Consider the following 20,243-nt stretch of genomic DNA (forward strand, 5'->3'; position numbering starts at 1 on the left):
TATATTATTACACTATAAAAGCATTTCGCATAAATATTGTCGAATTTTGGTTACTGGATAGTAATCTAACATGTATTAAAAAAGAGTTTATTATGTTGACAATTAATTACTGGATAAATTTTTTTATCTAGGTCTAAGCATTTGGAGAGTATGAGGTGAGAATATTTATGGAACAAGTAAAAGAGCAAGACATAGAGCAAGGGATAAAGATTTCAAATATTAAGACTACTAATAAGTTATTAGACTTGGAGTATATTGAATCGAGAGTTATAAAGCTTCAAGAAGAGTTAGACTCAGATATAAATACTAGCAGAGGAATAAGATATTTTTTTTATATTGTAGGTATATTCTGTGCATTGGGATATTTTAAAATAGTTTATATAAATACCTATTTTAATTATATATTAACATTTTTTTCTATTATATTTATAATGGCAAGTTTCTCAAATTCAAAACAAAATAAATTAAAGAGAGAAATTGAATTTTTAAATAAAAAGAAGGCAAAGAGCATGGAAAGTACTAACCAAGAGGTTCATCCTGAATATTTTGATAGTTTAGTAGGGATTAATATAAGAAATCTTGAAGAATACTACGAATTAGTAAAAAAAAGTAATAAAAGTTCTTTTCATGTTTCTATAGTCATGAGTCTAATAGGAGTAGGATTAATAACTGGGGGATTGGTTGCGGGGTATTTCAGTGAGAAATTACAAAATATTTCATACATTGTTAGTGCATCAGGTATATTAGTTGAAATAATTACAGGCTTGTTATTTTATCTATATAATAAATCAGTAATTCAACTGAAGGAATATCATGATAGCTTACTAGATGTACAAAATATACTATTATCGTTTAAATTAATCGATGATATTAAAGAAGAAAAGCATAGATTAGATATTATGAAACATATGATAGAATTTTTAACGGAAAGACGCAAATGAATTAATCTTGCATGATTTTTACATCATTATGTTAAATAAAAAATAGAATGTTGAAAATGTGATAGGATTAATATAAAATCATAACTAAGCAAAAAGTCATCCAATAATTATAGAAGGTGATTACTACAATCGCCTTTTTTCATATTTTCAATGTGATACATCACAAAATATAAGCATGTTGTGTTTATATTGTTTCAAAATAATAGAGCACGCGAGCAGTAAAACAAAAACCCAAGATCAGACATAATCAAATATCCAATCTCAAGAATTTCATCTACTCCCCCCAAAACCCTTCTACCAACTCCTACATATTACTATCCAATACATTTAAGCGAAATCATAAAACCTAATACAAACCAGAAAATACTATTAACGAATTTAGGATAGCTATCCTTCAACAGTTTCTTTGATCCAATCCATCCAATAGCTAAAAACATTACTGCTAATAACCCTGGGAAATATCATCCTTCGTTTATGCCAGAATATATAGGTATACCTAAGGGGATAAAAATACTCTCTCCTAAAACAAACCCATTGGGAAATTCAAAAGAGAATATTAATGAAAAGGGGATTAGTAGTAATAAAAATATGGATAGTACTTTTATTTTCGTAGTGAAGCTCCTTTTCATATTTTTAAAGGTGATTGATTGAACGATCTCATTTATCAATTATACTATAATTTAGTTGCATTTTGTTTTTTTAAAAACTTTTCTAATTTATAGAAATCAGTATCTTCATATAGCTGCCAGTTAGATGAATCTAAATATATTCGGGCTGATTTTCTCTGTTTTTGAAAATATTTTTTAAGAATATCAGATTCTTTTTCTTTATTATTAATTTTTAGTGATGTATTTTCAATGTTGCTTTTATCAAGTGTCTTTATATTATTAATATTGTATGATTCAGTCAATGAAAAGAATTTAGCAAGTATTGAACAATATTGTTGATTTAAATTGTTATTATCGGGAAATGTAGGGAATGCATAATTTGTGTATATTTCTTTATCATTGTATAAACTCATGTTTTTAGAAGGAGTTTTTGATGAGAGATATTTAATCCCTAATATATTATTATTTTGTAAATCATAATTAAGTCGAATCCACTTCATTAAATACTGTGATATTATATACTCTGGTTTAAATGGGTCTTTCAAATTTTTTACTCTAAAATTAGTAGCAATTTTAATTGGGTGAGTAATAATTGAGCAGAGAATATTTCTTATACAATGTTCAATTTCTTTTTTTAAGTCTTTAAATATAGCATTATATTTATAAATATTCATTTTTTTCGATTTAGATAGTAATAAAAAATATATTAATAAATCTTCAATTGGAATTTTCAATTCTTTACATACTTCATGAATGAAGTTTTGATCATGATAATAAAACAATTTTCTAATATCTTCGAGACTTAAATTATTTTTTACAACCATATCATTTATTTTTAAGTTAGTATTCATTTTTATCTTCTGAAAAATATGTTTAACTATGTCTTCTTCTTTTAGTGATTCAAAGTATTTTATTACAAATACTGAAATTATTTTTGAAAACCGACCAACGGCATATTCAAAAGTTAATTTCAAATTATTTGATAAATCAAAAACTTCAATATCCTTATTTGCTACATATTTTGAAATATTAATTTGATCAATATCTGGCTTATTACATTCTTCCCAACACACTTGAATACTTTCGCCTAAATATAATCCTGGAATTCCAGGTTCGCTATATCTGCATGAATTTCTTTTTTCTTTTTCTTTAAATGATCTATGGAACATATCTTCTTTCCTATAATTTGTGTTACCTGATCTTAATCTATAAAATATTTTACCTTCTTCTATACGTTCAGCAATTGGTACTTGTTTAGATACATGTGTTTCTTTCATCATTTTTTCAAACGCTTGATATGAATTTTCAATATTCTCGTTATAATATTTATCTACAGATTCATTTAATCCATCACATATACGGATAATTTTATGTTTATTATTTTTAAGAACTTCTGCAAAGGCACCTTTCGTAATTTGATCCAACTCTTGAGTATATTTTTTTAACATTTTTCTTAAAGTTGCTGGAGAAAATTTAATATTTTTTTGAATAGGTATATCTACTGAACTATTTAACAAAAATTCTTCTAAATACATGTAAATCTTTCCTCTCTGGTGTGATAATTAGTTAAGGAAACGTATTGTTAGTAATGACCGTATATTACTATAAAACGTAAACCATTAATATTTACATGGACTAATTAAAGTGTTAGTGCGAATAATAAAACCCTTAATGATTTACGATTTTTCAACTATGCTTTGAATTATTTTTTTATATGAAATTATCCTCTAAATTGCAAACATGAATTAGCTGTTTCAAGTCAAGTTTTGACTAACTTCTTTTAAAACGAAAAACCGTAGTCTTTAATACCCTTTTTAAAATCAAGTAAAATCTAAATCTTATTAAAAATTTGTTGATATCAGATGATGTATTCAATTTTTAAATGGTAGAATATCTAAGCTAATATAAACTATGGCTCAAAGTTATTTAAAACGTAAATGGTATTGTTTTGTTGTGTATATTTAAATTTTACTGTTTCAATTTTATATACATCCAATGTCTTTAATTTAATACCTTTTCTATTGAACAATACTACATTTTTGCCTAGTAAGTGTTTATTACTATATCCCGATTTATAGAGTATTCCATCAAGCCCTTCATTTTTTACAAGTTCTGCAATAACTTGCGTTATAACATATTCTGCTGTGTCATCAGCTGGAATGACAGGTTTTGAAAAAGCTGTATTTAGATCACCCCATAAGTTCTCTATGCTGTTTTTTGAAAGTAATTTCATATTTTCCAAGTCTATAGTTAAAGACTTATTCTCATCTTTGGTAAAATCAACTAATTTTAAGTCTTGACAACATAAAAAAGTTCCACAAGAAACGAATTTCCCAGGCCAAGGTCTGATCTCGTTAATTGCAATATCTTTATTTGTAGCTAAATAAACATATGGAATTCCTTTAGGATTTGCCCGACCTTCGAATGCTTTATGTTTTAATGGATACATTCTCTTCTCATTATATGGAGTTGGTGTATCATTATTTTTATCAAAATCACAACCTATTTGAGCGCGCCATAATTTGGTACCATATGCTAATGTTTTAATCCTTTGGTTCATGAATTTTCGAATATCATTTAAAATATTTTTTGTGTCATTATCAAAAATATATCTATTTTTTGTCATCAAGGTTTTATAAAGCTTATGAAATTTTCTCTTATTATATTCAATCACTATCAAAGACCTCCATAATTGTAGTGTCAAGTAACTGAGCATATGCTATCTCAAAATGTTTTGATTTGAGATATTTATGTAGTGTACTATTATGGTTATGTTAGACTATTTCTTTAGTTTCTATGTTGTTGTATTGTGTATCATAGTCTAACGGTAATTTACTAGTATTTATTCTTTTCTTGATATCTTCTATAACTGTAGAATAAAATTTATCCCAGCTATTATCTTTTTTATTTATAACTTCTACGTTAAAAGATTCTAAGAGAAGTTGTTTATCCTCATCAACATTACCATAGAAAATAATCTCATTAGTTATTCTATCTTTTAATTCTTTACTCTTACACATGCGAGCACGCTTGTTAAGAATCCACCACAAATCAATTTCGCTATAATCTAGACCAAAACCTAAGATATAAACATTGCTATTAAAGAATAGCTCAACCCATGATATATTATCCCATTCTTCGAGACCCAGTAACTTTTCCTTCATATGCTTTACAACCTTTTTTCCAATTCTATAGGTACCTTTTACATATTGATCAATTTTTCCGATAGAACCACAGTAATGATCTAAACCTAACATAATTGATTTTGGGTTATTTAACTCGCCATGAATATTCCATACTTTGAAAGTTGAATTATTGTCTTTAATATAGCTGTTATTTCTTCGTATACTATATAATTTTTCACTATTATCTTTATATGGTAGTTCGGAGAACTGTTTTAAGGACACATTAAATGCATAGTCATAATTAGTAGTTAAAAAATTACTAGCAGGCAACTCTCCAATTTTGTAATGTAAATCTGATGGTTCAATTTTATTTAACTCTTCCACGATTTTACGTTTAAGTTTTAATTCAGCATCATGAAATAATATAGTATCATTTCTTTTTAAGAAGATATGCTCATAATTAATTGTATTTGGTAAACGAGAGCTTGAATTTTTATCACCAGATATATTTTTGAGTAACTCTTCCCATGACAAATTGGCACTGTTTACTCTATTAACTCCATTCCCAAATAACACTGTATTTTCCACAATATTTCTCCTTCCGTAATTACTTTTTTATATTTCTAAATGAACATTAAGTACCCAAATATATGTCTTCTAATTTTAATATTCATGATACTTAGCTATTAAGTGTCCATTTTATATATTTTCATAAAGTGATTGTATATCAAATGCTAACTCTAATTTCTTTATAATAACAACAAAAGAAAAATATTCCATATACATTCCTAAAAAATACTCAAACCCACAGATTTGAGTATCAATAATCATTTACTTCTTCTTCAAAGTCCCATCAGGATTATACTTTTGCTTAATAAATTCAATATACTCCTCAATTTGCTGAATAGCTTCCTTAGGTAACCCATAGTTATCTAGATGATGATAGGCTTTGGTTTGGATTTTATTTTCATGGCTATGAGCATTTTTTATTTTTGTACGACCAAGAAGATAGTCTACAGAAACGTCAAGAAAGTTAGTTATTTTCTTCAATGTTTCTTTGTCAGGGAATCTTACATTTGTCTCATATTTTGATACAGCAGAATAAGAAATATTTAATTTATTAGCAAGCTCTTCCCTTGTTATTTTTTTTTCCTCACGAATTGTTTTAAGTCTCTCTCCAAAATCCATAAATAAACACCCCTTTAGAATAATTTTAGCACATACTGTCCAAATTAAAAATAATATAGACAATATGGGTAATTACATGTTGACATTGGACAAAATGTCCACTATAATAATATTAAAAGTTGGACGAAATGTCCAACGAGGAAGGTGAGGAGGTGCATAATATGCGCACTATTCTTAAAAAAGCTAGAAAGAAGAATAAGTTAGCAGTATGTAAGATTGCAGAAATGCTGGGGATTTCAAAATCTTTTTATTATAAAATTGAAAGCGGAGCTAGAAATCCTAGTATTTTACTTGCTAAAAAGATTGCTGATATTTTTAATATGAAGGTGGATGAAATTTTTTTTGATGAAAATATGGACAAAACGTCCAAGAAAGATATTTCAGCTTAAACTTAGTTTTCCCACTTTAAACAAAACCATAAGGAGGTGAAACTATTGGCAAGATTACCAATACCGAAGATAGTTCAAGTGAATGTTGAGCTAGTTGAAGATGGCGAAGAAAGATGGAATGATTTTAAATCAATACTTAGAAAAGCTATCGATAGAAGGTACATAGCTGAACAGAAGAGTAAAGGAGAAACCAAGGATACAGAATAGTTTATTGCTTAGAAATGTATAAGCCATGTGAAGGGTGGTGTAAAAATGCTGAAAAAGAAATTTATGAAATATGGATTAATGAAAAAACACATGGAATTAGTTAGAAAAGGAAAATACCAGTTAGCAAGGAAGATTTTGAACGTCTTAAAAAATGAAACGGTGTATTTAGGGTTATCTGATACCGAATGGGAAACAGAAGAAATATGTGAAGAGATTGGAATGAAAATAAAAATAACTCGAAGAGGGAAGGCGATTGTGTTAAGTAATCAATTTTGAAAAGAGGCGAGAACCAAATGTTTAGTACATCAATAGAGGATAGGCTAGTAGCAATTATACAAGAACATACAGATCTTGCAGAAGAATATGCAAAATTGCCATTGAATGGTGGAGCTACAGTCGAAGAAGCTGCTCAGATTACAAAGAGAAAAAGTGAAATTAAAAATCGGATTGAAGAGCTAAGATCAGAGAGACAGAAATTGTTTGAAAAGTGGAAGGTGGTGAAGTGAGTGGAAGTTGATAAATACGAAGCAATGACTATATTAGAAGCTCTAGCAACACAAGATGAACAATGCAGTAGAGATTGTAATGGGTGCAAATATGAGGAAGTATGCAACAAATTAGGTGAGGAAGGTATCCTAGAAAACTTATTTGGAAGGAGTTGAAAAAATGCAATGGGGATTGGATTCATATCTAGGAAGAGCACGTGACTTTTTAGAAGTTTTACAAAAGGATTTAGAGGAGTTAAAAAGTGAAAAAGCCCAAGAGGTAGCTGCAACTACCAATTAGGGCAGATAAAAAATATCACTTATTCGTATTATACCAAAATTTCAGAGTTAAATACAGGGGGGCATAGAAATGAGTAGTTTGAAAAGGGAAAAGAAGAAATTGAATGCTTTGATTGCTAAACATAAAGATTTACAGCACCCACTAGTGCAAAAGCAATCTCAAAAGGTGGACAAGCTAGTTGTTTTACATATGAGAAAAAATCTTGAGAAGGTGATCGTGTGAAAAAATACAGAATCAAAGGTACTAACATGGAAGGTTATATTGTTCAGAATGGTGCAAATGGTCTAGTAATGCTCGAGATTACAAAAAATTATAACCCATTTATGAGAACTGTATTTGGGATGAATGAATTGGAGGAGATATAAATGATAATTCAAATAAAAAGCTTATACCTTAGAAACTTTAAAGGTTTGAAAAATGTAACAATCAATTTTGGAAAAGAAACGGATATCTTAGGTGAAAATGCAACTGGCAAAACAACAATAGCAGATGCGTTTACATGGCTGCTATTTGATAAGGACAGCAAGGACAGAACAACTTTTGATATTAAAACACTAGATCGAGAGGGACAAGTTATTCATGGATTGGAGCATGAAGTTACAGGAGTACTAAACATAGATGGAAAGGATATTATCTTATCTAAAATATACAAGGAAAAATGGACTAAGAAACGTGGACAAGCACAAAAACAAATGACAGGGCATGAAACGTTGTATTCCATAGATGAAGTACCTGTTAAGAAGAAAGAATATGTTGAAAAGATCGGCAGTTTCATAAACGAAAATATTTTCAAGCTTATTACAAGTCCTTTATATTTTAGCACAAAGATGAAATGGGAAGATCGAAGGAAAGTACTTTTAGAGATTATCGGAGATATCACAGACGATAGAATCATTAATTACAAAGCTGACTTAAAGCCATTAGAGCAATTACTAGGAGATAAGGATATAGACATTTTTAAAAAGTCTGTATCCGCTAAAAAGAAAAAGTTGAATGATGAAATCAAGTCAATTCCATACAGGATAGATGAATTAAACAACAGCATCCAGGAGCAAGATTTTGAAGCTCTAGAATTTAGAAAAAAAGGCATTGTTGCTGGAATAAAAACTGTTGAAGACAAGTTATTGGATAGTAGCAAGGTGAATGAGGAGTTACTTAAAGAACAACAAAAGCTATATGACTTTAAAACAAAGCTAAAAGATATGGAGTACGAAGCAAAGCAAGAAGCTTTGAAACCACTAAAGAAGTTAAATGATGAACTTCAAGAAATAAGATTTGAACTAAATTCAAAACAGAATGAAGTGGTTTATAAAGAAAGAGAAATCAAGAAAATCGAAGAGGATATTCAAAGGGAAGAAGGTCAGAAAGAAGCACTTAGGAAAGAATGGTTTGCAGAAAATGATAAGCAATTAGAGTTTAGTGAAGATGAATTTATCTGTCCAACTTGTAAGAGACCTTTGGAACCTAATGATGTAGAAAACAAAAAACAAGAAATGCTAGATAACTTCAACCAGAGTAAGGCTAAAAATCTAGAAAAAATAACTACAAAAGGACAAGAAAAAAATAAAGTTATAGAAGATCTTAGAAATAGATTATCCAGCATAGATTTAGAAAATTTAAAAACGGAAGCTAATGAACTAAAGAGTAAAAGTGATGCCCTAAAGAGTAAAATAGATAACTTTGAAACAATTGTTGATCTAGAGAAAAATCAAGAATATCAAGAAGTATTGAAGCAGATCAAAGAGCTAGAAGAAAAACTTTCTGCTCCAGTGGAAATGAACAGAGAAATCGAAGAACTTAAATCTAAAAAAATTACTTTAGAAAGAGAACTTGAAGAAACCAATGGCCAACTAGCTTACAAAGATCAGAATGAGAAAATGAAAGCCAGAATGAAGGAATTACAAGAAAGAGAAAAGCAACTAGCTCAACAAATTGCAGAGATTGAAGGGCAAGAGTACTTATGTGAAGAGTTTGTAAAGACAAAGGTAGAACTTTTGGAAAGCAGCATAAACAGTAAATTCAAATATGTATCATTCAAACTATTTGATACACAGGTCAATGGAGGACTTGTTGAAAGGTGCGAAGCACTTATTGATGGAGTACCTTTTAGTAATGCAAATACAGCAGCACAGATTAATGCCGGGTTAGATATTATAAATGCTCTTTCAGATCATTACAGTGTACAAGCTCCTATATTCATAGATAATCGTGAAAGCGTGAATGAATTGATAGAGTGCAATAGTCAGATTGTTAATCTTTTAGTTATTGATTTAAGCACAGAAGAAAAACTTGAATTATTTGAGAAGATTCATCCAAATGTTAAAAAACTAGATTCATTATATGTGGAGGTGGCTTAGTATGGGAGACAATGCAGTAGCAACAACACAAGAAAGAAATATTACAGATAAGGTTTTGAATAGGGTTAAAGCTTTAGAAGATAAAGGGGAGCTTAAAACACCTCAAAATTATAGTCCTGAGAACGCATTAAAGAGTGCATATCTAATTCTTCAAGAAACAACAACGGGGAAAAAAGATGGAGAAAAACCAGTATTACAAGCTTGTAGCGAACCAAGTATTGCAAACGCTCTATTAGATATGGTCATCCAAGGTTTGAGTCCAGCGAAGAAACAATGCTACTTCGTAGCTTACGGAAAGAAGTTGCAGCTAATGAGAAGTTACATGGGTACCGTGGCAGTAACAAAGAGATTAAATGGGGTAAAGGACATCAAAGCTTACTGTATCTTTGATGGGGACGAATTTGAAACTGAATACAATGTAAATACTGCTGTTCTAAAGATTACAAAGTTTAATCCTAAATTTGAGAACATTGATATCAATAAGATTAAAGGTGCATTTGCTGTAATTTTGGGTGAAGATGGACCAATTCATACAGAGATCATGAATATGAATCAAATAAGGAATGCATGGAATCAAGGATATGCAAAAGGTGGAAGTGGAGCACATAAGAATTTCACAGAAGAAATGGCAAAGAAAACAGTAATCAATAGAGCTTGCAAGATGTTTGCAAATACAAGTGATGATTCGGATATTTTGATTGGAGCTTTTAATAATTCTGATAAAGCTGATTTTGAAGAAAAAAACATGGTAAATGATGTGGAATATGAAGTTAAAGAAGAAATTCAAAAGAAAGCAAATACAAAACCTATAGGGTTTATAAAGGGAAATGCACAAGCAGTTGAATATGAAACCGTGAAGGAAGATCCTATAAGAAAACCAGAACCAGTAAAACAAGTAAAAATGGAAGGGCCAGGATTCTAATGAAACTTAAAGTTTTAGGTAGTGGGAGCAAGGGGAATTGTTATCTCCTTTGCTCCCCAACAGAAACGTTAATTTTAGAATGTGGACTACCTTATAAAACTATCCTAAAGGGCTTGAATTTTAATTTAAATAGTGTGGTAGGGTGTTTGGTTAGTCATGAGCATAAAGATCATTCTAAAGGGATACATGACTTAATAAAGAATGGGATAGATGTCTATACGAGCAAAGGAACAGTAGAGGCGTGTGAGGTAACTGGACACCGAATAAAGGTATTAGAAAGTGAAAAAGCAATAAAAGTGGGAAGCTTTGCTGTATTACCATTTACCACTCAACATGATGCAGCAGAGCCACTTGGCTTTTTAATTCATCATAAGGAAATAGGGAATTTGTTATTCATTACAGACAGCTACTATTGTCAGTATAAGTTCCAGGACTTAAATCATATTTTGATTGAATGCAATTACTCAGATGAAATCCTAAAAGAAAATCTAGAAAAAGGATTGATACCAACAAGCTTAAAAAATAGACTTTTAAAAAGTCATTTTTCACTAGGAAATGTTAAAGAATTTCTTAAAGTTACGGACATGAAAACAGTGCAAAATATAATGCTTATACATTTAAGTGATGGAAATAGCAATGAAGCAATATTCAAAGAAGAAATAGAAAGGCTTACAGGAAAACCAACATATGTAGCAGATAAAGGGCTAGAGGTAGAAGTTAGTTTAGATCCATTCTAAAAGATAAGGCAGAACATTAATAGCAACTTTAAGATAAGGAGGAAGTTATGCAAAATCCAAGATTAATACAGTTAGAGCGGGGAATTATTCCCCGCAAACTTAAGCAAGAGCGCAGAGTACGAATCTGCATAGTGATTTTATCAGTAGTATTGGCAATTATCGTAAAGGTTATGCATGTTTGGATGCATACTGGAGGTAATGGAAATGGCTAAATTTAGACAAGTTTATACCGAGTTTTGGAAAGATCCAAAGGTTATTGAAGAAATGACGCCAGAAGATAAATTCTTCATGCTATATCTTCTTACAAATGAATCAACAACTCAAATAGGAGTATATCAGATCACTAAGAAACAGATGGCTTTTGAAATGGGTCATTCTATAGAAACAATTAACAGTTTGATACAAAGATTTGAAAACATTCATAAGAACATCAAATATAACACTAAGACGAGAGAAATAGCTATAAAGAATTGGGGAAAGTATAACTTTTTCAAAGGTGGTAAACCGGTATATGATTTGATGAAATCAGAAATGGAAAATGTAAAAGATGTATCACTATTAGGTTATGTTCTTGAAAATTATTTAAAGACCCCTAAGGTTAATTCAAACATCGTTAATGTGTTTGAAGTATTTTTCAAAGAACATAATATCCCTTATGAATCATATATCGATACGTGTTGCGTATCGTGTGACGACACGTTAACGGGACGTATAACGATAGGGGGACAAGAAGTAGAAGAAGAAGTAGAAGAAGATATAGATAAAGAAAAAGATAAAGAAAAAGATAAGAGTAAAGATAATAGTGTTGAAGATTCTTTCGAATCTCCAAGTGATGATAAGTTACCAAGTAAAGAAATTCGTTATCCAAAAGATTCAATGTATTATCAAGCAGCACTTTATCTGAGGGGAAAGATACTTGAATTTAATCCAAGATGCAAAGTACCTAAAGATAATCCTAAGAACCTGGAAAAGTGGTCTAATGATATGCGGTTAATGTTTGAAAGAGACGAACGATCGAGAGAAGAAATGGCAGCCATGATTAAGTTTGTATTTGATACAGATGATTTTTGGAGAACCGTAGTTCAATCCCCTAGCGGATTGAGAAAGAATTGGGATAAAATTGCGGCCCAGATGATAGTGAGGAATAAGCATCCTGATAAAAAACAATCAGGTAGTTTTCAGGAGCAAATAGACAAGATGAAAGATTGGTGATGGAAGTGACTAGAGAAGAGTTCAAAGTTATTGTAGCAGCACTAAAAAGCAATTATAGAACCTTTGGGATAGATACTAAACAACAGTTTGAATTTTGGCTTTCTATGCTTGAGGATCTTGAATACCAAGTAGTCGAAGTAGCAGCAAGAAAGCTTGTTTCTGAATCACCATATCCACCAACTATTGCGGATATAAGAAAAGCTGCAGCTGATGTTGTAAGTCCTGAATTACCTAGTTCGGCTGATGCATGGGGAGAAGTAGTTCAAGCTATGAAGAAATTTGGTTCATATAATGCAGAGAAGGCACTAAAGAGCTTATCACCACTAACCAGAAAAGCGGTTAAGATAATGGGGTTTAGAGAGTTATGTGTAAGTGAAAATCAAATGGCAGATAGGGCCCATTTCTTGAAGATGTATAAAGTGCTTGAGCAGAGAGAAAAAACAGAAAGAGTGTTATCTTTGCCGTTGAAAGAGAATATCAAGCAGATACAAGGAAAGCAGCAAATAGAAAGCAAAGTGAAATTACTTTCTGAAAAGATGGGAAGCTTTGATTTTGAAAAGAGAGATAATTATGCAGGATAAGTTTGTTATGGAGGTATCCAACGGAGTAGTACAACTTGCAAAGCAGGGTCGTGACTGGAAAAAGTTACTGGAAGAAGCACAAGAAATCTATGAATTAACTAAACAAGCTGTCAAGAAAAATACATAAAGAGTTCTGAGTAGTAACGAATATCATGAAATAACTCAAAACAAAGGGGAAGAAACATGAGAGATACAACTTACACCAAAAATCATAAAATGGCTAACAAAGGAATGTTCTTTGAGCAAGAGATAAGAATGGCAAACACAGGATATAAAAACCGTGGAATAGCACTCATTCAAAAGATTAGTACGCCGTGGAAAGTGGTAAGGAGAGGTAAGCAGATAGTATCTGCCTTTCCGGAAGAGAAAAGTACTTTGGACTTTAGGGGAACTGTAAAAGGTGGATTATCAATATCCTTTGATTGCAAGGAAGTTGAGAAAGAAGATAGAGGACTTCCACTCAAATATATTGAGCTACATCAAATCGAATACATGAGGACGGCAATTGCAATGAATGAGGTTACTTTTATTCTTTGCTTTATGAAAACGCAAAACAAAAGGTACCTGATACCAGGAGTGAAAGTCTTACAGTATTGGGATCGATGGCAGGAGAACAAAGGCAAAAGAGGTTTCAACTTCATCCCTATAGGAGAAATGGTTGAGGTCAGATCAAGAAATGGAATTGTTTTAGATTATTTAAGTGGATTGGGGGACGTGATATGAAAAAAGAATTAAAAGTAGTTGATATAGAAAGTGGCGAGATCATAGAGAAGCTACAGTTTGATGGAGGATATAATATCATTTTTACAAACCTTTCAGATGGTGGAAACCTAAGAAAAATAAGAAAATTGGACAATGCACGATTTGGAGATAGACACTGGATTAAGAATTATCAATATAGACCTATAGCTTTGAGATTGGTAGATAAGTTTAACGAATTAAATTACATAGATCCATTTCAAATACTTTTTATTGAAGATATGGAGTGGCAACCAGGAACAGCAAAGAACCCATGGATTGCAAGAATTAAAATAGCAAACAAAGAAATGAAAGACATGCTTGGATATGAATATATTTTGGAAGTAAGAAATTATTACATCGATAGGATGCAGAGAGAGCAGATTATAGCGTTAATTTATCACGAATTAAGACACATCGATAAAGATGGAGCTTTGATCAATCACAACATAGAGGACTGGAGCAATCTTGTAGCAACCTTAGGAAAGGATTGGGCTACTACTCAGGCAAAGATTAAAGATATTTTGGATGAAGGCTTTGAGGAATGGGATGAATTAGATTCAGTGGCAAAACAATTAAACATGTTTAGTCAATTAAAGGCTGTAAAATAAGGTGATCACATGGGAAGAAAGACAATCGAATTAGATGATTTATTTCCGGAGGATATTGAAAAGTATTGTGAGATTGCTAGGAACTATATGGAACTTACTACAGAAAACTTTGCTGGAGCATTTGAAATAGCACAAAAAGCTTGGGCATTAGCTGACAGATGGAATGATCTACAGGCTAGTGCATCAAAGTTGGCAGCAATGAAAGGTGTAACTAAAACAGAACTACAAAAATATTGCTATGGAAAGTATAGACAAATGCAGTTAATTCATGAACACTGTAGATCTCTTTGGAGGGTTGGAGAGGAGATCAATAAATACAACAAACGATAAAGGGGGAGGTATGATGGGATATAGATCAATTAGGTGTAGGTCTTGTGGCAGATCTCCTAAGAGCGGTACATTGATCGTAATAGGTGGAATGATTTATTGTAGGCATTGTTTGAGGAATATAAAAGTGAAAGATACAAAATTGAAAGGGAAGTATTATACCCATTCAGGAAATAGATGTTTTGTAAACTTTGAGAGTAACAAAAAGATTAACATACAGGAATTTGATGTTAAGGAATTGAGAATCGGGGGACGTAAACAATGAAAATTATTAGGTGTGACAATCTTAAATGCAAACATTGTAAGAATGGATTTTGCAAATTGGATGTGTTGTATTTAAACGAGCAAGGGGAATGCAAAGAAAACAGTAAAAAATAACTTTTAAGAAGGTTCAAGGAGAGAGGGAAATGTTACAGGAAGCTGATCCTTATAATTTTTATATTGTAATAGACAACAGGATGTTTTCAATGTATAGAAGGTCTAGTCATGGGTGGTGGTCTTATCCATTAGGGACAAAGGAAAGAGACTATATTAAAAACCAATTAAAGAATCAATCTTTAGAATTAATGGACTGGAAAGATGATGATAGATGCCAGGAAGAAGTGATAGGCGAATTTGAAAGAGCAAATAATCGTGTGATCCTTACCATTGGGGAAAGCAAGTATAACATATACAACCACAATGTGAGATTGGTAAAAGAAAGCACAGCCATACAAGTAAGGGACTTTTTAAGAGAGCAAGGGTTATTAGCTGCAGTAGAATTTTTAGGGAGTACGAATCAAGTTCAACATAGAGCGGCTAGATCAGCAAAGGCAAAAAACATTAAAACAAGTTCAAGCAGTGAATGGAAAAGAATAAATAAGGCAAGTGAGAAGAAAGTTGATTCAATAGTTGTTAAGGGGAATCAAATTTCTATGGATGAATATTTAAAAATGTTAGATTAGGGGGAGCGAAAATGTTTTATGGAAATGGCGTTCGAGATGTAAAGAGGGAAGGTTGTAGTTCTTCTAAAGTAGTAACGAAAAGGCTTACATCAGAGCAATTAGAAGAGATAAATAAGAAATATCCTAGTTCTAATAAAAAGATTCCCTTAATACTTTCAGAAACTTGGAAGAGGGGGAAATGGGTTAGAAGAAATTCAATTTAGGCGGGAAAGTTGTAGTTAGCGTAAACTCAATAGGAAAAAAACTAAGAATCCAGCATTTATTGCTCGAAGAATCTGATTATCAATATTAAAAGATTTTGAAATCAAAGTAATTATGATAGCTGAAGATAAAATCCACAACACGCAAAATAAGATTTTGGATTTAATTTTGATAAATATTTTTTCTCTAAAGCCATATTTTTTATTTAACAGATACAAAGAGAAGTAAGCTAGTGTAAAGAAAACCATATATTTTATGTAGAAAATCAAGAAAGTCAAAAATATCACTCCTTATCAATAATATTTAATAGTATATCAAGAGTAATGGCAATTAGCAAAATGAAATCAGATTGAAGGTTAATTTAACGAGAAATGAAAGGGGATATGAAAAATGTGTAAAGAAGGAAAATGGATGTATGAACTACATGGAAGTGATATATGGCAAGGTGAGAAATTTGATACCAGAGAAGAATGTATCGAAGAAGCAAGGAAAGAGGTTGCTACTACAAATAAAAGCAATAAGGAATTTGGTTACAAAACAATAGATAAATTTAGAATTGGGAAAACAGAAGATGCAGGATCTTACGGAATAGATGCAGATGATATTTTAGAAAGAATATCTGAAAATGCATACGACGATATAGGTGAAGTAGCAGAGGATTACTTGACTGATGTGAAACCAGAACATGAAAAGGAACTAGAAGAAAAGCTGAATGAAGTATTATTTGCATGGATGAAAAAATATAAGTATGAGCCGAGTTTTTATAGAATCATAGATATAGAAGAAATTAAAGTTGATTAGTCGAGAAAGGATTATTTAATGAGGAGGGAGTTAAATGGCAACAAGATATAGTAAGAAAGCTACAAAAGAAGCTATTGAAAGTTTAAAAAAGCAAAGTGGAGATGAAAGAAAAGAATCATTGAAATATTATAGTAAAAAGGAACTAAGTTTAATATTACAAGAGCTTGGTGAAATAGTGGCGAAATGGGATGCAAAAGAAGATTTGAGAGAAAAGATAAATAGAGCTATAAGGTAGCAATAAAATCGATTGCAAATTGGAAGGTGAGAGATTTGAGTTGTTGGGAGTTAAGATATAATATAGCAGCTTTAGCAATAGCAATGATCAGAGAAGACATATTTTCAGCGGAAGATGCATTTAAAAGGTTAGAGGGTAAGAAAAAAAGAATTTGTAGAGAAGCAGATCCAAAGGATACAGAACAAATGATCAGGCTAAAAGAGAAGGGGCTTACTTACAAGCAGATAGGAGAAGCCTTTGGAATAAGTAAAGATGCTGTGTATAGAAGAATGAAAAGGTATAAAGAGAAAAATGTGAGTTAATCAATAGGAGCTGGATTATCAGCTCCAGAACTAAAATAAGACTTAGCAATTAATATTCTACATCACTTAACTCAATTATATTGTATATGTACTTATGAATAGGAGTTAAGAATATTTTATATTTTTTGGTGTTAGAAAATTTTCCATCATTAACTATATTTCTATTATTTAATAAGTTTAGGTCGATATCATATTCTTCATTATTTAATACAATGGTACTAGAAGCTCCAATCTTTGTATTGATATGAATTTCGGATATAGTACCTGTTTGAGAAGGTAATTCAAAAAAATCTAATCGATGTCCGAGGATAGCAATAGAGTCTGGTAAATACGTAGACAATGTTAAAGTTAGCACTATACAAATTATCAATCCAGCTTTACCAGATTTCATGCTTTTAAAATTATTGTTTTTAATTAAATAGAATAATTTGCAAATAAAAATCAAACTAAAAATCGATGCTATATAAGTAAAATCCATAATCAATTCCCCCTTAAAAATGAGTTGTGAATATTATTTCATTATAATTTAGTTTCCTAAAATTTTCAATTTTTAAAGTGGGGTTAGAATTATAATAGTTTTATAAACAAAATTGAGGATTAATATGAAAAAGCAGGAAAGGACATTAAAGATCCTTTCCTGCTTAAGTAGGAATAATACATATTGCTTGATAGTATAGTAACCAGAAAAATGAAAAATATGCACTAAATATAAGGTTTGAAGGATAAAAATCAAAAGAAGTGCTTAATAACACTTCTTTTGATAGAGACTAACTGTAAGAAACAAACGAATCAACATTATACATACATGTTCCGAAATAGTGCCACTGAGTGTCGAGCCATATCCAGCCACCTATATATCCTTCTTCTGCATATACTAGATACATCCAGAATGAACTACCATCTTTTAACCAAATATATACATATTTGTTTAGACAAGGCTTTATCACATCAGTTACATCTCCTTCTGAACCGTTTTCTACAGATCGTTCAAGTAAAGGCGGATCAGGGGGGTTATCTGGAAAAACAGGCATAGAAAAAGATTTATTGGGTTTAGTTGTTGTAGATTTATTAAATTTCGTAGATGTTTTTTTTACATACACTCAAAATCCCTCCTTTCTAGATTCACTATAAATTATTCACATGGAAGGCGAGTGTGACAAGCTATAAAAAATAAAAGGGGGCAAGACATGAATTGCATAGACAACTATAAAGATTTGTGTACAGATATAGACGTGCATAAATGTATTGTTCAAGATATAGAACATGAATTGATACAATTGAAAAAGCTATTATTAAAAGGACCACAAGATATTAAAGGAATTGATTATTCAAGGGAACCAGGCAGTGGACAAGTTATACATATATCAATGGACAGGATCCTGGATAGAATTGATCGGATAGAAAAGAGATTGGAAGTTGAGAATGGGATCTTGGAGCAGAAAAAAGTAGCTAAAAAGGAAATAGGAGAAAAATTAAAAAATTTAATAGGGCTCGAACATAAGATCATGTATTATAGGGTAGTAGAAGGATTAACTGTAGAGAAGGTAGCTGAAAAGGTAGATAGAAGTGAGAGACAAATATATAGAATACTAAAAAAGTGTCAAGGAATTTAAAAATGACATTAAAATGTCAGTATGGAGCATGTTAATATGATAGTGTGGAAATTTTGAAAACAGCAGCAGCGAGTGTATTCTCACAAAATTACTACTGCTGATGTTGAAAGTGGTTGTCCCCCTGATAACCTGTAAAAATTTATATTCCCAAGAACCTTTTTGAACGCAGTGAAAGGCAGTCGAGAAATCGGCTGTCTTTTTCAAATATGTAAATATATGAAGAAAAAAGGAATAATATAGTGTATAATACATTATATAGAAAATTGTAAAGGGGGGAGACCATGCTAGTATCAGTAACAGACATAATTACAGGAGTATTGTATAGCATATCAATAATAACTGCTATTATTCTATTATCTTATTACTCATTTAAATATCCATATTTAATTATAACAGATGAAGATGAATGGCGCTTGTGGGACTTAGTGTTTAAAGCAATTCCTTTTATAATGATCTGTTTAGGGATAGCGTTCATGACTAATGAACATATAGACATTAATATAATTGAGAAAATATTGTATATTTTAATTATTTCTATAGGGTTAGTATCGCATATTATACTAAACGGAACTTTAAAAAAATTATATAAAGGAGTACTCGTTCGAAAAACCAAATGCGCGCAAAAAACAGCAAGTTTTATGATTATATTCTTCGCTATCGTGACATTGTTAAATTTTTACAACTTAAAACAAAACTTGGATAGTTTTAATTATGTTGAAGAAGCTAAAGCATATAAAAGTATTTTAGAATATGGTACAAGTACATTATTTATACAGCTACTAGCATCAGTGGTAGCTGGAAATTTGATTGCTATTAGCCATTTATTAGTTTTAGATAAGTATAAATTGTTTACAAAAAATCCATTATATAGGTGTGAAATATTAAATGATAAGATTTGCATGTATAGAGTATATTTAATTAGGCAAACACAAGATGAGTATATAATAAAGCCTTATGAGATTTTTGATAGGGACAGAAATATGTATGTATCGATTCCAGATGAAGAAAATCTAAAACTAACAATTATAAATAAGAGTGAAGCTATAAAGATGACAATGATAAATGAGGAGAAAGACAATTGGTTTGTCAAAATTAAAGAAAAATTTAATAATATTAGAAATAAACTGGGAAGACAAAATAGTATCCAATGGTTAAAAGAAAAGAATGCATTTGTTATTTTGGGTTTATGTGTTATTTCATTTATTATGGGGTCGTTCGCTACAAAGCACAATAGCTTTGTTATTGAAATTATTATAAATTATAGATGTATATTTTTTATTTGCTTGATGACAGCAGTATTGACAGGTCTTTTTACTGGTGGAGTGATTATTAAATACTATAGAAAAAAAGATGAGTAAAAATATGTTTATTACATTTTAAATACTTTATTTCAATATACATGAAAACAGCATAAAGCA

30 protein-coding genes are annotated in these 20,243 nt (G+C 30.8%); 24 read left to right on the forward strand and 6 right to left on the reverse strand.

Annotated features, from left to right (window positions below):
• Positions 1-167 precede the first annotated feature (167 nt).
• Positions 168-941 carry a TRADD-N-associated membrane domain-containing protein gene (locus K7H06_RS07050; RefSeq protein ID WP_223039174.1) on the forward strand — a complete coding sequence of 258 codons (774 nt, stop codon included), beginning with the start codon at positions 168-170 and terminating at the stop codon, positions 939-941.
• A gap of 673 nt (positions 942-1,614) precedes the next feature.
• Here the strand turns inward: K7H06_RS07050 and K7H06_RS07055 are convergent.
• The 4 genes from K7H06_RS07055 to K7H06_RS07070 form a co-directional block, all read right to left on the reverse strand.
• Positions 1,615-3,084: a hypothetical protein gene (locus K7H06_RS07055; RefSeq protein ID WP_223039175.1), complete on the reverse strand. Its 1,470-nt coding sequence runs from the start codon at positions 3,082-3,084 to the stop codon at positions 1,615-1,617.
• A 374-nt stretch (positions 3,085-3,458) separates the two neighbouring features.
• The gene (locus K7H06_RS07060) at positions 3,459-4,223 is read right to left on the reverse strand and encodes an RES family NAD+ phosphorylase (RefSeq protein WP_223039176.1); all 765 of its coding nucleotides are present in this window, start codon (positions 4,221-4,223) and stop codon (positions 3,459-3,461) included.
• Between the two features lie 100 nt (positions 4,224-4,323).
• The gene (locus K7H06_RS07065; protein ID WP_223039177.1) at positions 4,324-5,262 is read right to left on the reverse strand and encodes an SIR2 family protein; all 939 of its coding nucleotides are present in this window, start codon (positions 5,260-5,262) and stop codon (positions 4,324-4,326) included.
• Between the two features lie 243 nt (positions 5,263-5,505).
• Positions 5,506-5,862, reverse strand: coding sequence for a helix-turn-helix domain-containing protein (locus K7H06_RS07070; protein WP_223039178.1), 357 nt, complete (start codon positions 5,860-5,862; stop codon positions 5,506-5,508).
• A gap of 161 nt (positions 5,863-6,023) precedes the next feature.
• Between K7H06_RS07070 and K7H06_RS07075 the strand changes: the two genes are divergently transcribed.
• From K7H06_RS07075 to K7H06_RS07170, 21 genes are all read left to right on the forward strand, one after another.
• Positions 6,024-6,251 (forward strand): helix-turn-helix transcriptional regulator, encoded by a 228-nt coding sequence (locus K7H06_RS07075; RefSeq protein ID WP_223039179.1) that lies wholly within the window; start codon positions 6,024-6,026, stop codon positions 6,249-6,251.
• 45 nt (positions 6,252-6,296) lie between these two features.
• Complete coding sequence (locus K7H06_RS07080; RefSeq protein ID WP_223039180.1) at positions 6,297-6,458, forward strand: hypothetical protein; 162 nt, start codon at positions 6,297-6,299, stop codon at positions 6,456-6,458.
• Positions 6,459-6,503: 45 nt separating this feature from the next.
• The gene (locus K7H06_RS07085) at positions 6,504-6,734 is read left to right on the forward strand and encodes a hypothetical protein (RefSeq protein WP_223039181.1); all 231 of its coding nucleotides are present in this window, start codon (positions 6,504-6,506) and stop codon (positions 6,732-6,734) included.
• Positions 6,735-6,751: 17 nt separating this feature from the next.
• Positions 6,752-6,964: a hypothetical protein gene (locus K7H06_RS07090; protein ID WP_223039182.1), complete on the forward strand. Its 213-nt coding sequence runs from the start codon at positions 6,752-6,754 to the stop codon at positions 6,962-6,964.
• Positions 6,965-7,120: a hypothetical protein gene (locus K7H06_RS07095; RefSeq protein ID WP_223039183.1), complete on the forward strand. Its 156-nt coding sequence runs from the start codon at positions 6,965-6,967 to the stop codon at positions 7,118-7,120.
• Between the two features lie 193 nt (positions 7,121-7,313).
• Entirely contained in the window at positions 7,314-7,466 is a 153-nt protein-coding gene (locus K7H06_RS07100) for a Spo0E family sporulation regulatory protein-aspartic acid phosphatase (RefSeq protein ID WP_223039184.1), read from the forward strand.
• Positions 7,463-7,609 carry a hypothetical protein gene (locus K7H06_RS21190; protein WP_246637649.1) on the forward strand — a complete coding sequence of 49 codons (147 nt, stop codon included), beginning with the start codon at positions 7,463-7,465 and terminating at the stop codon, positions 7,607-7,609. The genes K7H06_RS07100 and K7H06_RS21190 overlap by 4 nt, the downstream gene beginning before the upstream one ends.
• Complete coding sequence (locus K7H06_RS07105) at positions 7,610-9,601, forward strand: recombinase RecF (protein ID WP_246637650.1); 1,992 nt, start codon at positions 7,610-7,612, stop codon at positions 9,599-9,601. It abuts the gene before it with no gap.
• A gap of 1 nt (position 9,602) precedes the next feature.
• Positions 9,603-10,523 (forward strand): recombinase RecT, encoded by a 921-nt coding sequence (locus K7H06_RS07110; protein ID WP_223039185.1) that lies wholly within the window; start codon positions 9,603-9,605, stop codon positions 10,521-10,523.
• Positions 10,523-11,260 carry an MBL fold metallo-hydrolase gene (locus K7H06_RS07115; RefSeq protein ID WP_223039186.1) on the forward strand — a complete coding sequence of 246 codons (738 nt, stop codon included), beginning with the start codon at positions 10,523-10,525 and terminating at the stop codon, positions 11,258-11,260. Before K7H06_RS07110 ends, K7H06_RS07115 begins: the two co-directional genes overlap by 1 nt.
• A 204-nt stretch (positions 11,261-11,464) precedes the next feature.
• Positions 11,465-12,472: a hypothetical protein gene (locus tag K7H06_RS07120; protein ID WP_223039187.1), complete on the forward strand. Its 1,008-nt coding sequence runs from the start codon at positions 11,465-11,467 to the stop codon at positions 12,470-12,472.
• A complete protein-coding gene (locus K7H06_RS07125; protein WP_223039188.1) occupies positions 12,472-13,053 on the forward strand; it encodes a replicative helicase loader/inhibitor in 582 nt (193 codons plus the stop codon). The genes K7H06_RS07120 and K7H06_RS07125 overlap by 1 nt, the downstream gene beginning before the upstream one ends.
• Before the next feature lie 183 nt (positions 13,054-13,236).
• Positions 13,237-13,776, forward strand: coding sequence for a Holliday junction resolvase RecU (locus K7H06_RS07130; RefSeq protein ID WP_223039189.1), 540 nt, complete (start codon positions 13,237-13,239; stop codon positions 13,774-13,776).
• Entirely contained in the window at positions 13,773-14,402 is a 630-nt protein-coding gene (locus K7H06_RS07135; protein WP_223039190.1) for a putative metallopeptidase, read from the forward strand. The genes K7H06_RS07130 and K7H06_RS07135 overlap by 4 nt, the downstream gene beginning before the upstream one ends.
• Positions 14,403-14,411: 9 nt before the next feature.
• Entirely contained in the window at positions 14,412-14,732 is a 321-nt protein-coding gene (locus K7H06_RS07140; protein ID WP_246637651.1) for a hypothetical protein, read from the forward strand.
• 13 nt (positions 14,733-14,745) lie between these two features.
• Positions 14,746-14,994, forward strand: a complete 249-nt coding sequence (locus K7H06_RS07145; protein WP_223039191.1) for a hypothetical protein — start codon at positions 14,746-14,748, stop codon at positions 14,992-14,994.
• A gap of 142 nt (positions 14,995-15,136) precedes the next feature.
• The gene (locus tag K7H06_RS07150) at positions 15,137-15,673 is read left to right on the forward strand and encodes a hypothetical protein (RefSeq protein ID WP_223039192.1); all 537 of its coding nucleotides are present in this window, start codon (positions 15,137-15,139) and stop codon (positions 15,671-15,673) included.
• 11 nt (positions 15,674-15,684) lie between these two features.
• Positions 15,685-15,876: a hypothetical protein gene (locus K7H06_RS07155; protein WP_223039193.1), complete on the forward strand. Its 192-nt coding sequence runs from the start codon at positions 15,685-15,687 to the stop codon at positions 15,874-15,876.
• Positions 15,877-16,264: 388 nt separating this feature from the next.
• A complete protein-coding gene (locus K7H06_RS07160; protein ID WP_223039194.1) occupies positions 16,265-16,675 on the forward strand; it encodes a hypothetical protein in 411 nt (136 codons plus the stop codon).
• Positions 16,676-16,709: 34 nt separating this feature from the next.
• Entirely contained in the window at positions 16,710-16,910 is a 201-nt protein-coding gene (locus K7H06_RS07165; RefSeq protein ID WP_223039195.1) for a hypothetical protein, read from the forward strand.
• A gap of 35 nt (positions 16,911-16,945) precedes the next feature.
• On the forward strand, positions 16,946-17,212 hold the full coding sequence (locus tag K7H06_RS07170) for a helix-turn-helix domain-containing protein (RefSeq protein ID WP_223039196.1): 267 nt from the start codon (positions 16,946-16,948) through the stop codon (positions 17,210-17,212).
• Between the two features lie 49 nt (positions 17,213-17,261).
• Here K7H06_RS07170 and K7H06_RS07175 read toward each other — a convergent pair whose 3' ends face one another.
• Both K7H06_RS07175 and K7H06_RS07180 read right to left on the reverse strand, forming a co-directional pair.
• Positions 17,262-17,690 carry a hypothetical protein gene (locus tag K7H06_RS07175; RefSeq protein ID WP_223039197.1) on the reverse strand — a complete coding sequence of 143 codons (429 nt, stop codon included), beginning with the start codon at positions 17,688-17,690 and terminating at the stop codon, positions 17,262-17,264.
• 289 nt (positions 17,691-17,979) lie between these two features.
• Positions 17,980-18,312, reverse strand: coding sequence for a hypothetical protein (locus K7H06_RS07180; protein ID WP_223039198.1), 333 nt, complete (start codon positions 18,310-18,312; stop codon positions 17,980-17,982).
• A gap of 87 nt (positions 18,313-18,399) precedes the next feature.
• Here K7H06_RS07180 and K7H06_RS07185 point away from each other — a divergent pair, with 87 nt between their 5' ends.
• Positions 18,400-18,825: a hypothetical protein gene (locus tag K7H06_RS07185; RefSeq protein WP_223039199.1), complete on the forward strand. Its 426-nt coding sequence runs from the start codon at positions 18,400-18,402 to the stop codon at positions 18,823-18,825.
• 281 nt (positions 18,826-19,106) lie between these two features.
• Positions 19,107-20,183 (forward strand): hypothetical protein, encoded by a 1,077-nt coding sequence (locus tag K7H06_RS07190; RefSeq protein ID WP_223039200.1) that lies wholly within the window; start codon positions 19,107-19,109, stop codon positions 20,181-20,183.
• The last annotated feature ends 60 nt before the right edge of the window (positions 20,184-20,243 follow it).

It is taken from the genome of Crassaminicella profunda (genome assembly GCF_019884785.1).
Lineage (GTDB): Bacteria > Bacillota > Clostridia > Peptostreptococcales > Thermotaleaceae > Crassaminicella > Crassaminicella profunda.

Bases quoted from the DNA above. Each gene is read 5' to 3' on its own strand.
- K7H06_RS07150 (WP_223039192.1), top strand. From the start codon at position 15,137: ATGTTACAGGAAGCTGATCCTTATAATTTTTATATTGTAATAGACAAC.
- K7H06_RS07075 (WP_223039179.1), top strand. From the start codon at position 6,024: ATGCGCACTATTCTTAAAAAAGCTAGAAAGAAGAATAAGTTAGCAGTA.
- K7H06_RS07105 (WP_246637650.1), top strand. From the start codon at position 7,610: ATGATAATTCAAATAAAAAGCTTATACCTTAGAAACTTTAAAGGTTTG.
- K7H06_RS07055 (WP_223039175.1), bottom strand. From the start codon at position 3,084: ATGTATTTAGAAGAATTTTTGTTAAATAGTTCAGTAGATATACCTATT.
- K7H06_RS07190 (WP_223039200.1), top strand. From the start codon at position 19,107: ATGCTAGTATCAGTAACAGACATAATTACAGGAGTATTGTATAGCATA.
- K7H06_RS07175 (WP_223039197.1), bottom strand. From the start codon at position 17,690: ATGGATTTTACTTATATAGCATCGATTTTTAGTTTGATTTTTATTTGC.
- K7H06_RS07050 (WP_223039174.1), top strand. From the start codon at position 168: ATGGAACAAGTAAAAGAGCAAGACATAGAGCAAGGGATAAAGATTTCA.
- K7H06_RS07125 (WP_223039188.1), top strand. From the start codon at position 12,472: ATGGAAGTGACTAGAGAAGAGTTCAAAGTTATTGTAGCAGCACTAAAA.
- K7H06_RS07070 (WP_223039178.1), bottom strand. From the start codon at position 5,862: ATGGATTTTGGAGAGAGACTTAAAACAATTCGTGAGGAAAAAAAAATA.
- K7H06_RS07160 (WP_223039194.1), top strand. From the start codon at position 16,265: ATGTGTAAAGAAGGAAAATGGATGTATGAACTACATGGAAGTGATATA.
- K7H06_RS07130 (WP_223039189.1), top strand. From the start codon at position 13,237: ATGAGAGATACAACTTACACCAAAAATCATAAAATGGCTAACAAAGGA.
- K7H06_RS07120 (WP_223039187.1), top strand. From the start codon at position 11,465: ATGGCTAAATTTAGACAAGTTTATACCGAGTTTTGGAAAGATCCAAAG.
- K7H06_RS07145 (WP_223039191.1), top strand. From the start codon at position 14,746: ATGGGATATAGATCAATTAGGTGTAGGTCTTGTGGCAGATCTCCTAAG.
- K7H06_RS07155 (WP_223039193.1), top strand. From the start codon at position 15,685: ATGTTTTATGGAAATGGCGTTCGAGATGTAAAGAGGGAAGGTTGTAGT.
- K7H06_RS07085 (WP_223039181.1), top strand. From the start codon at position 6,504: ATGCTGAAAAAGAAATTTATGAAATATGGATTAATGAAAAAACACATG.
- K7H06_RS07090 (WP_223039182.1), top strand. From the start codon at position 6,752: ATGTTTAGTACATCAATAGAGGATAGGCTAGTAGCAATTATACAAGAA.
- K7H06_RS07185 (WP_223039199.1), top strand. From the start codon at position 18,400: ATGAATTGCATAGACAACTATAAAGATTTGTGTACAGATATAGACGTG.
- K7H06_RS07100 (WP_223039184.1), top strand. From the start codon at position 7,314: ATGAGTAGTTTGAAAAGGGAAAAGAAGAAATTGAATGCTTTGATTGCT.
- K7H06_RS07110 (WP_223039185.1), top strand. From the start codon at position 9,603: ATGGGAGACAATGCAGTAGCAACAACACAAGAAAGAAATATTACAGAT.
- K7H06_RS07140 (WP_246637651.1), top strand. From the start codon at position 14,412: ATGGGAAGAAAGACAATCGAATTAGATGATTTATTTCCGGAGGATATT.
- K7H06_RS07115 (WP_223039186.1), top strand. From the start codon at position 10,523: ATGAAACTTAAAGTTTTAGGTAGTGGGAGCAAGGGGAATTGTTATCTC.
- K7H06_RS07165 (WP_223039195.1), top strand. From the start codon at position 16,710: ATGGCAACAAGATATAGTAAGAAAGCTACAAAAGAAGCTATTGAAAGT.
- K7H06_RS07135 (WP_223039190.1), top strand. From the start codon at position 13,773: ATGAAAAAAGAATTAAAAGTAGTTGATATAGAAAGTGGCGAGATCATA.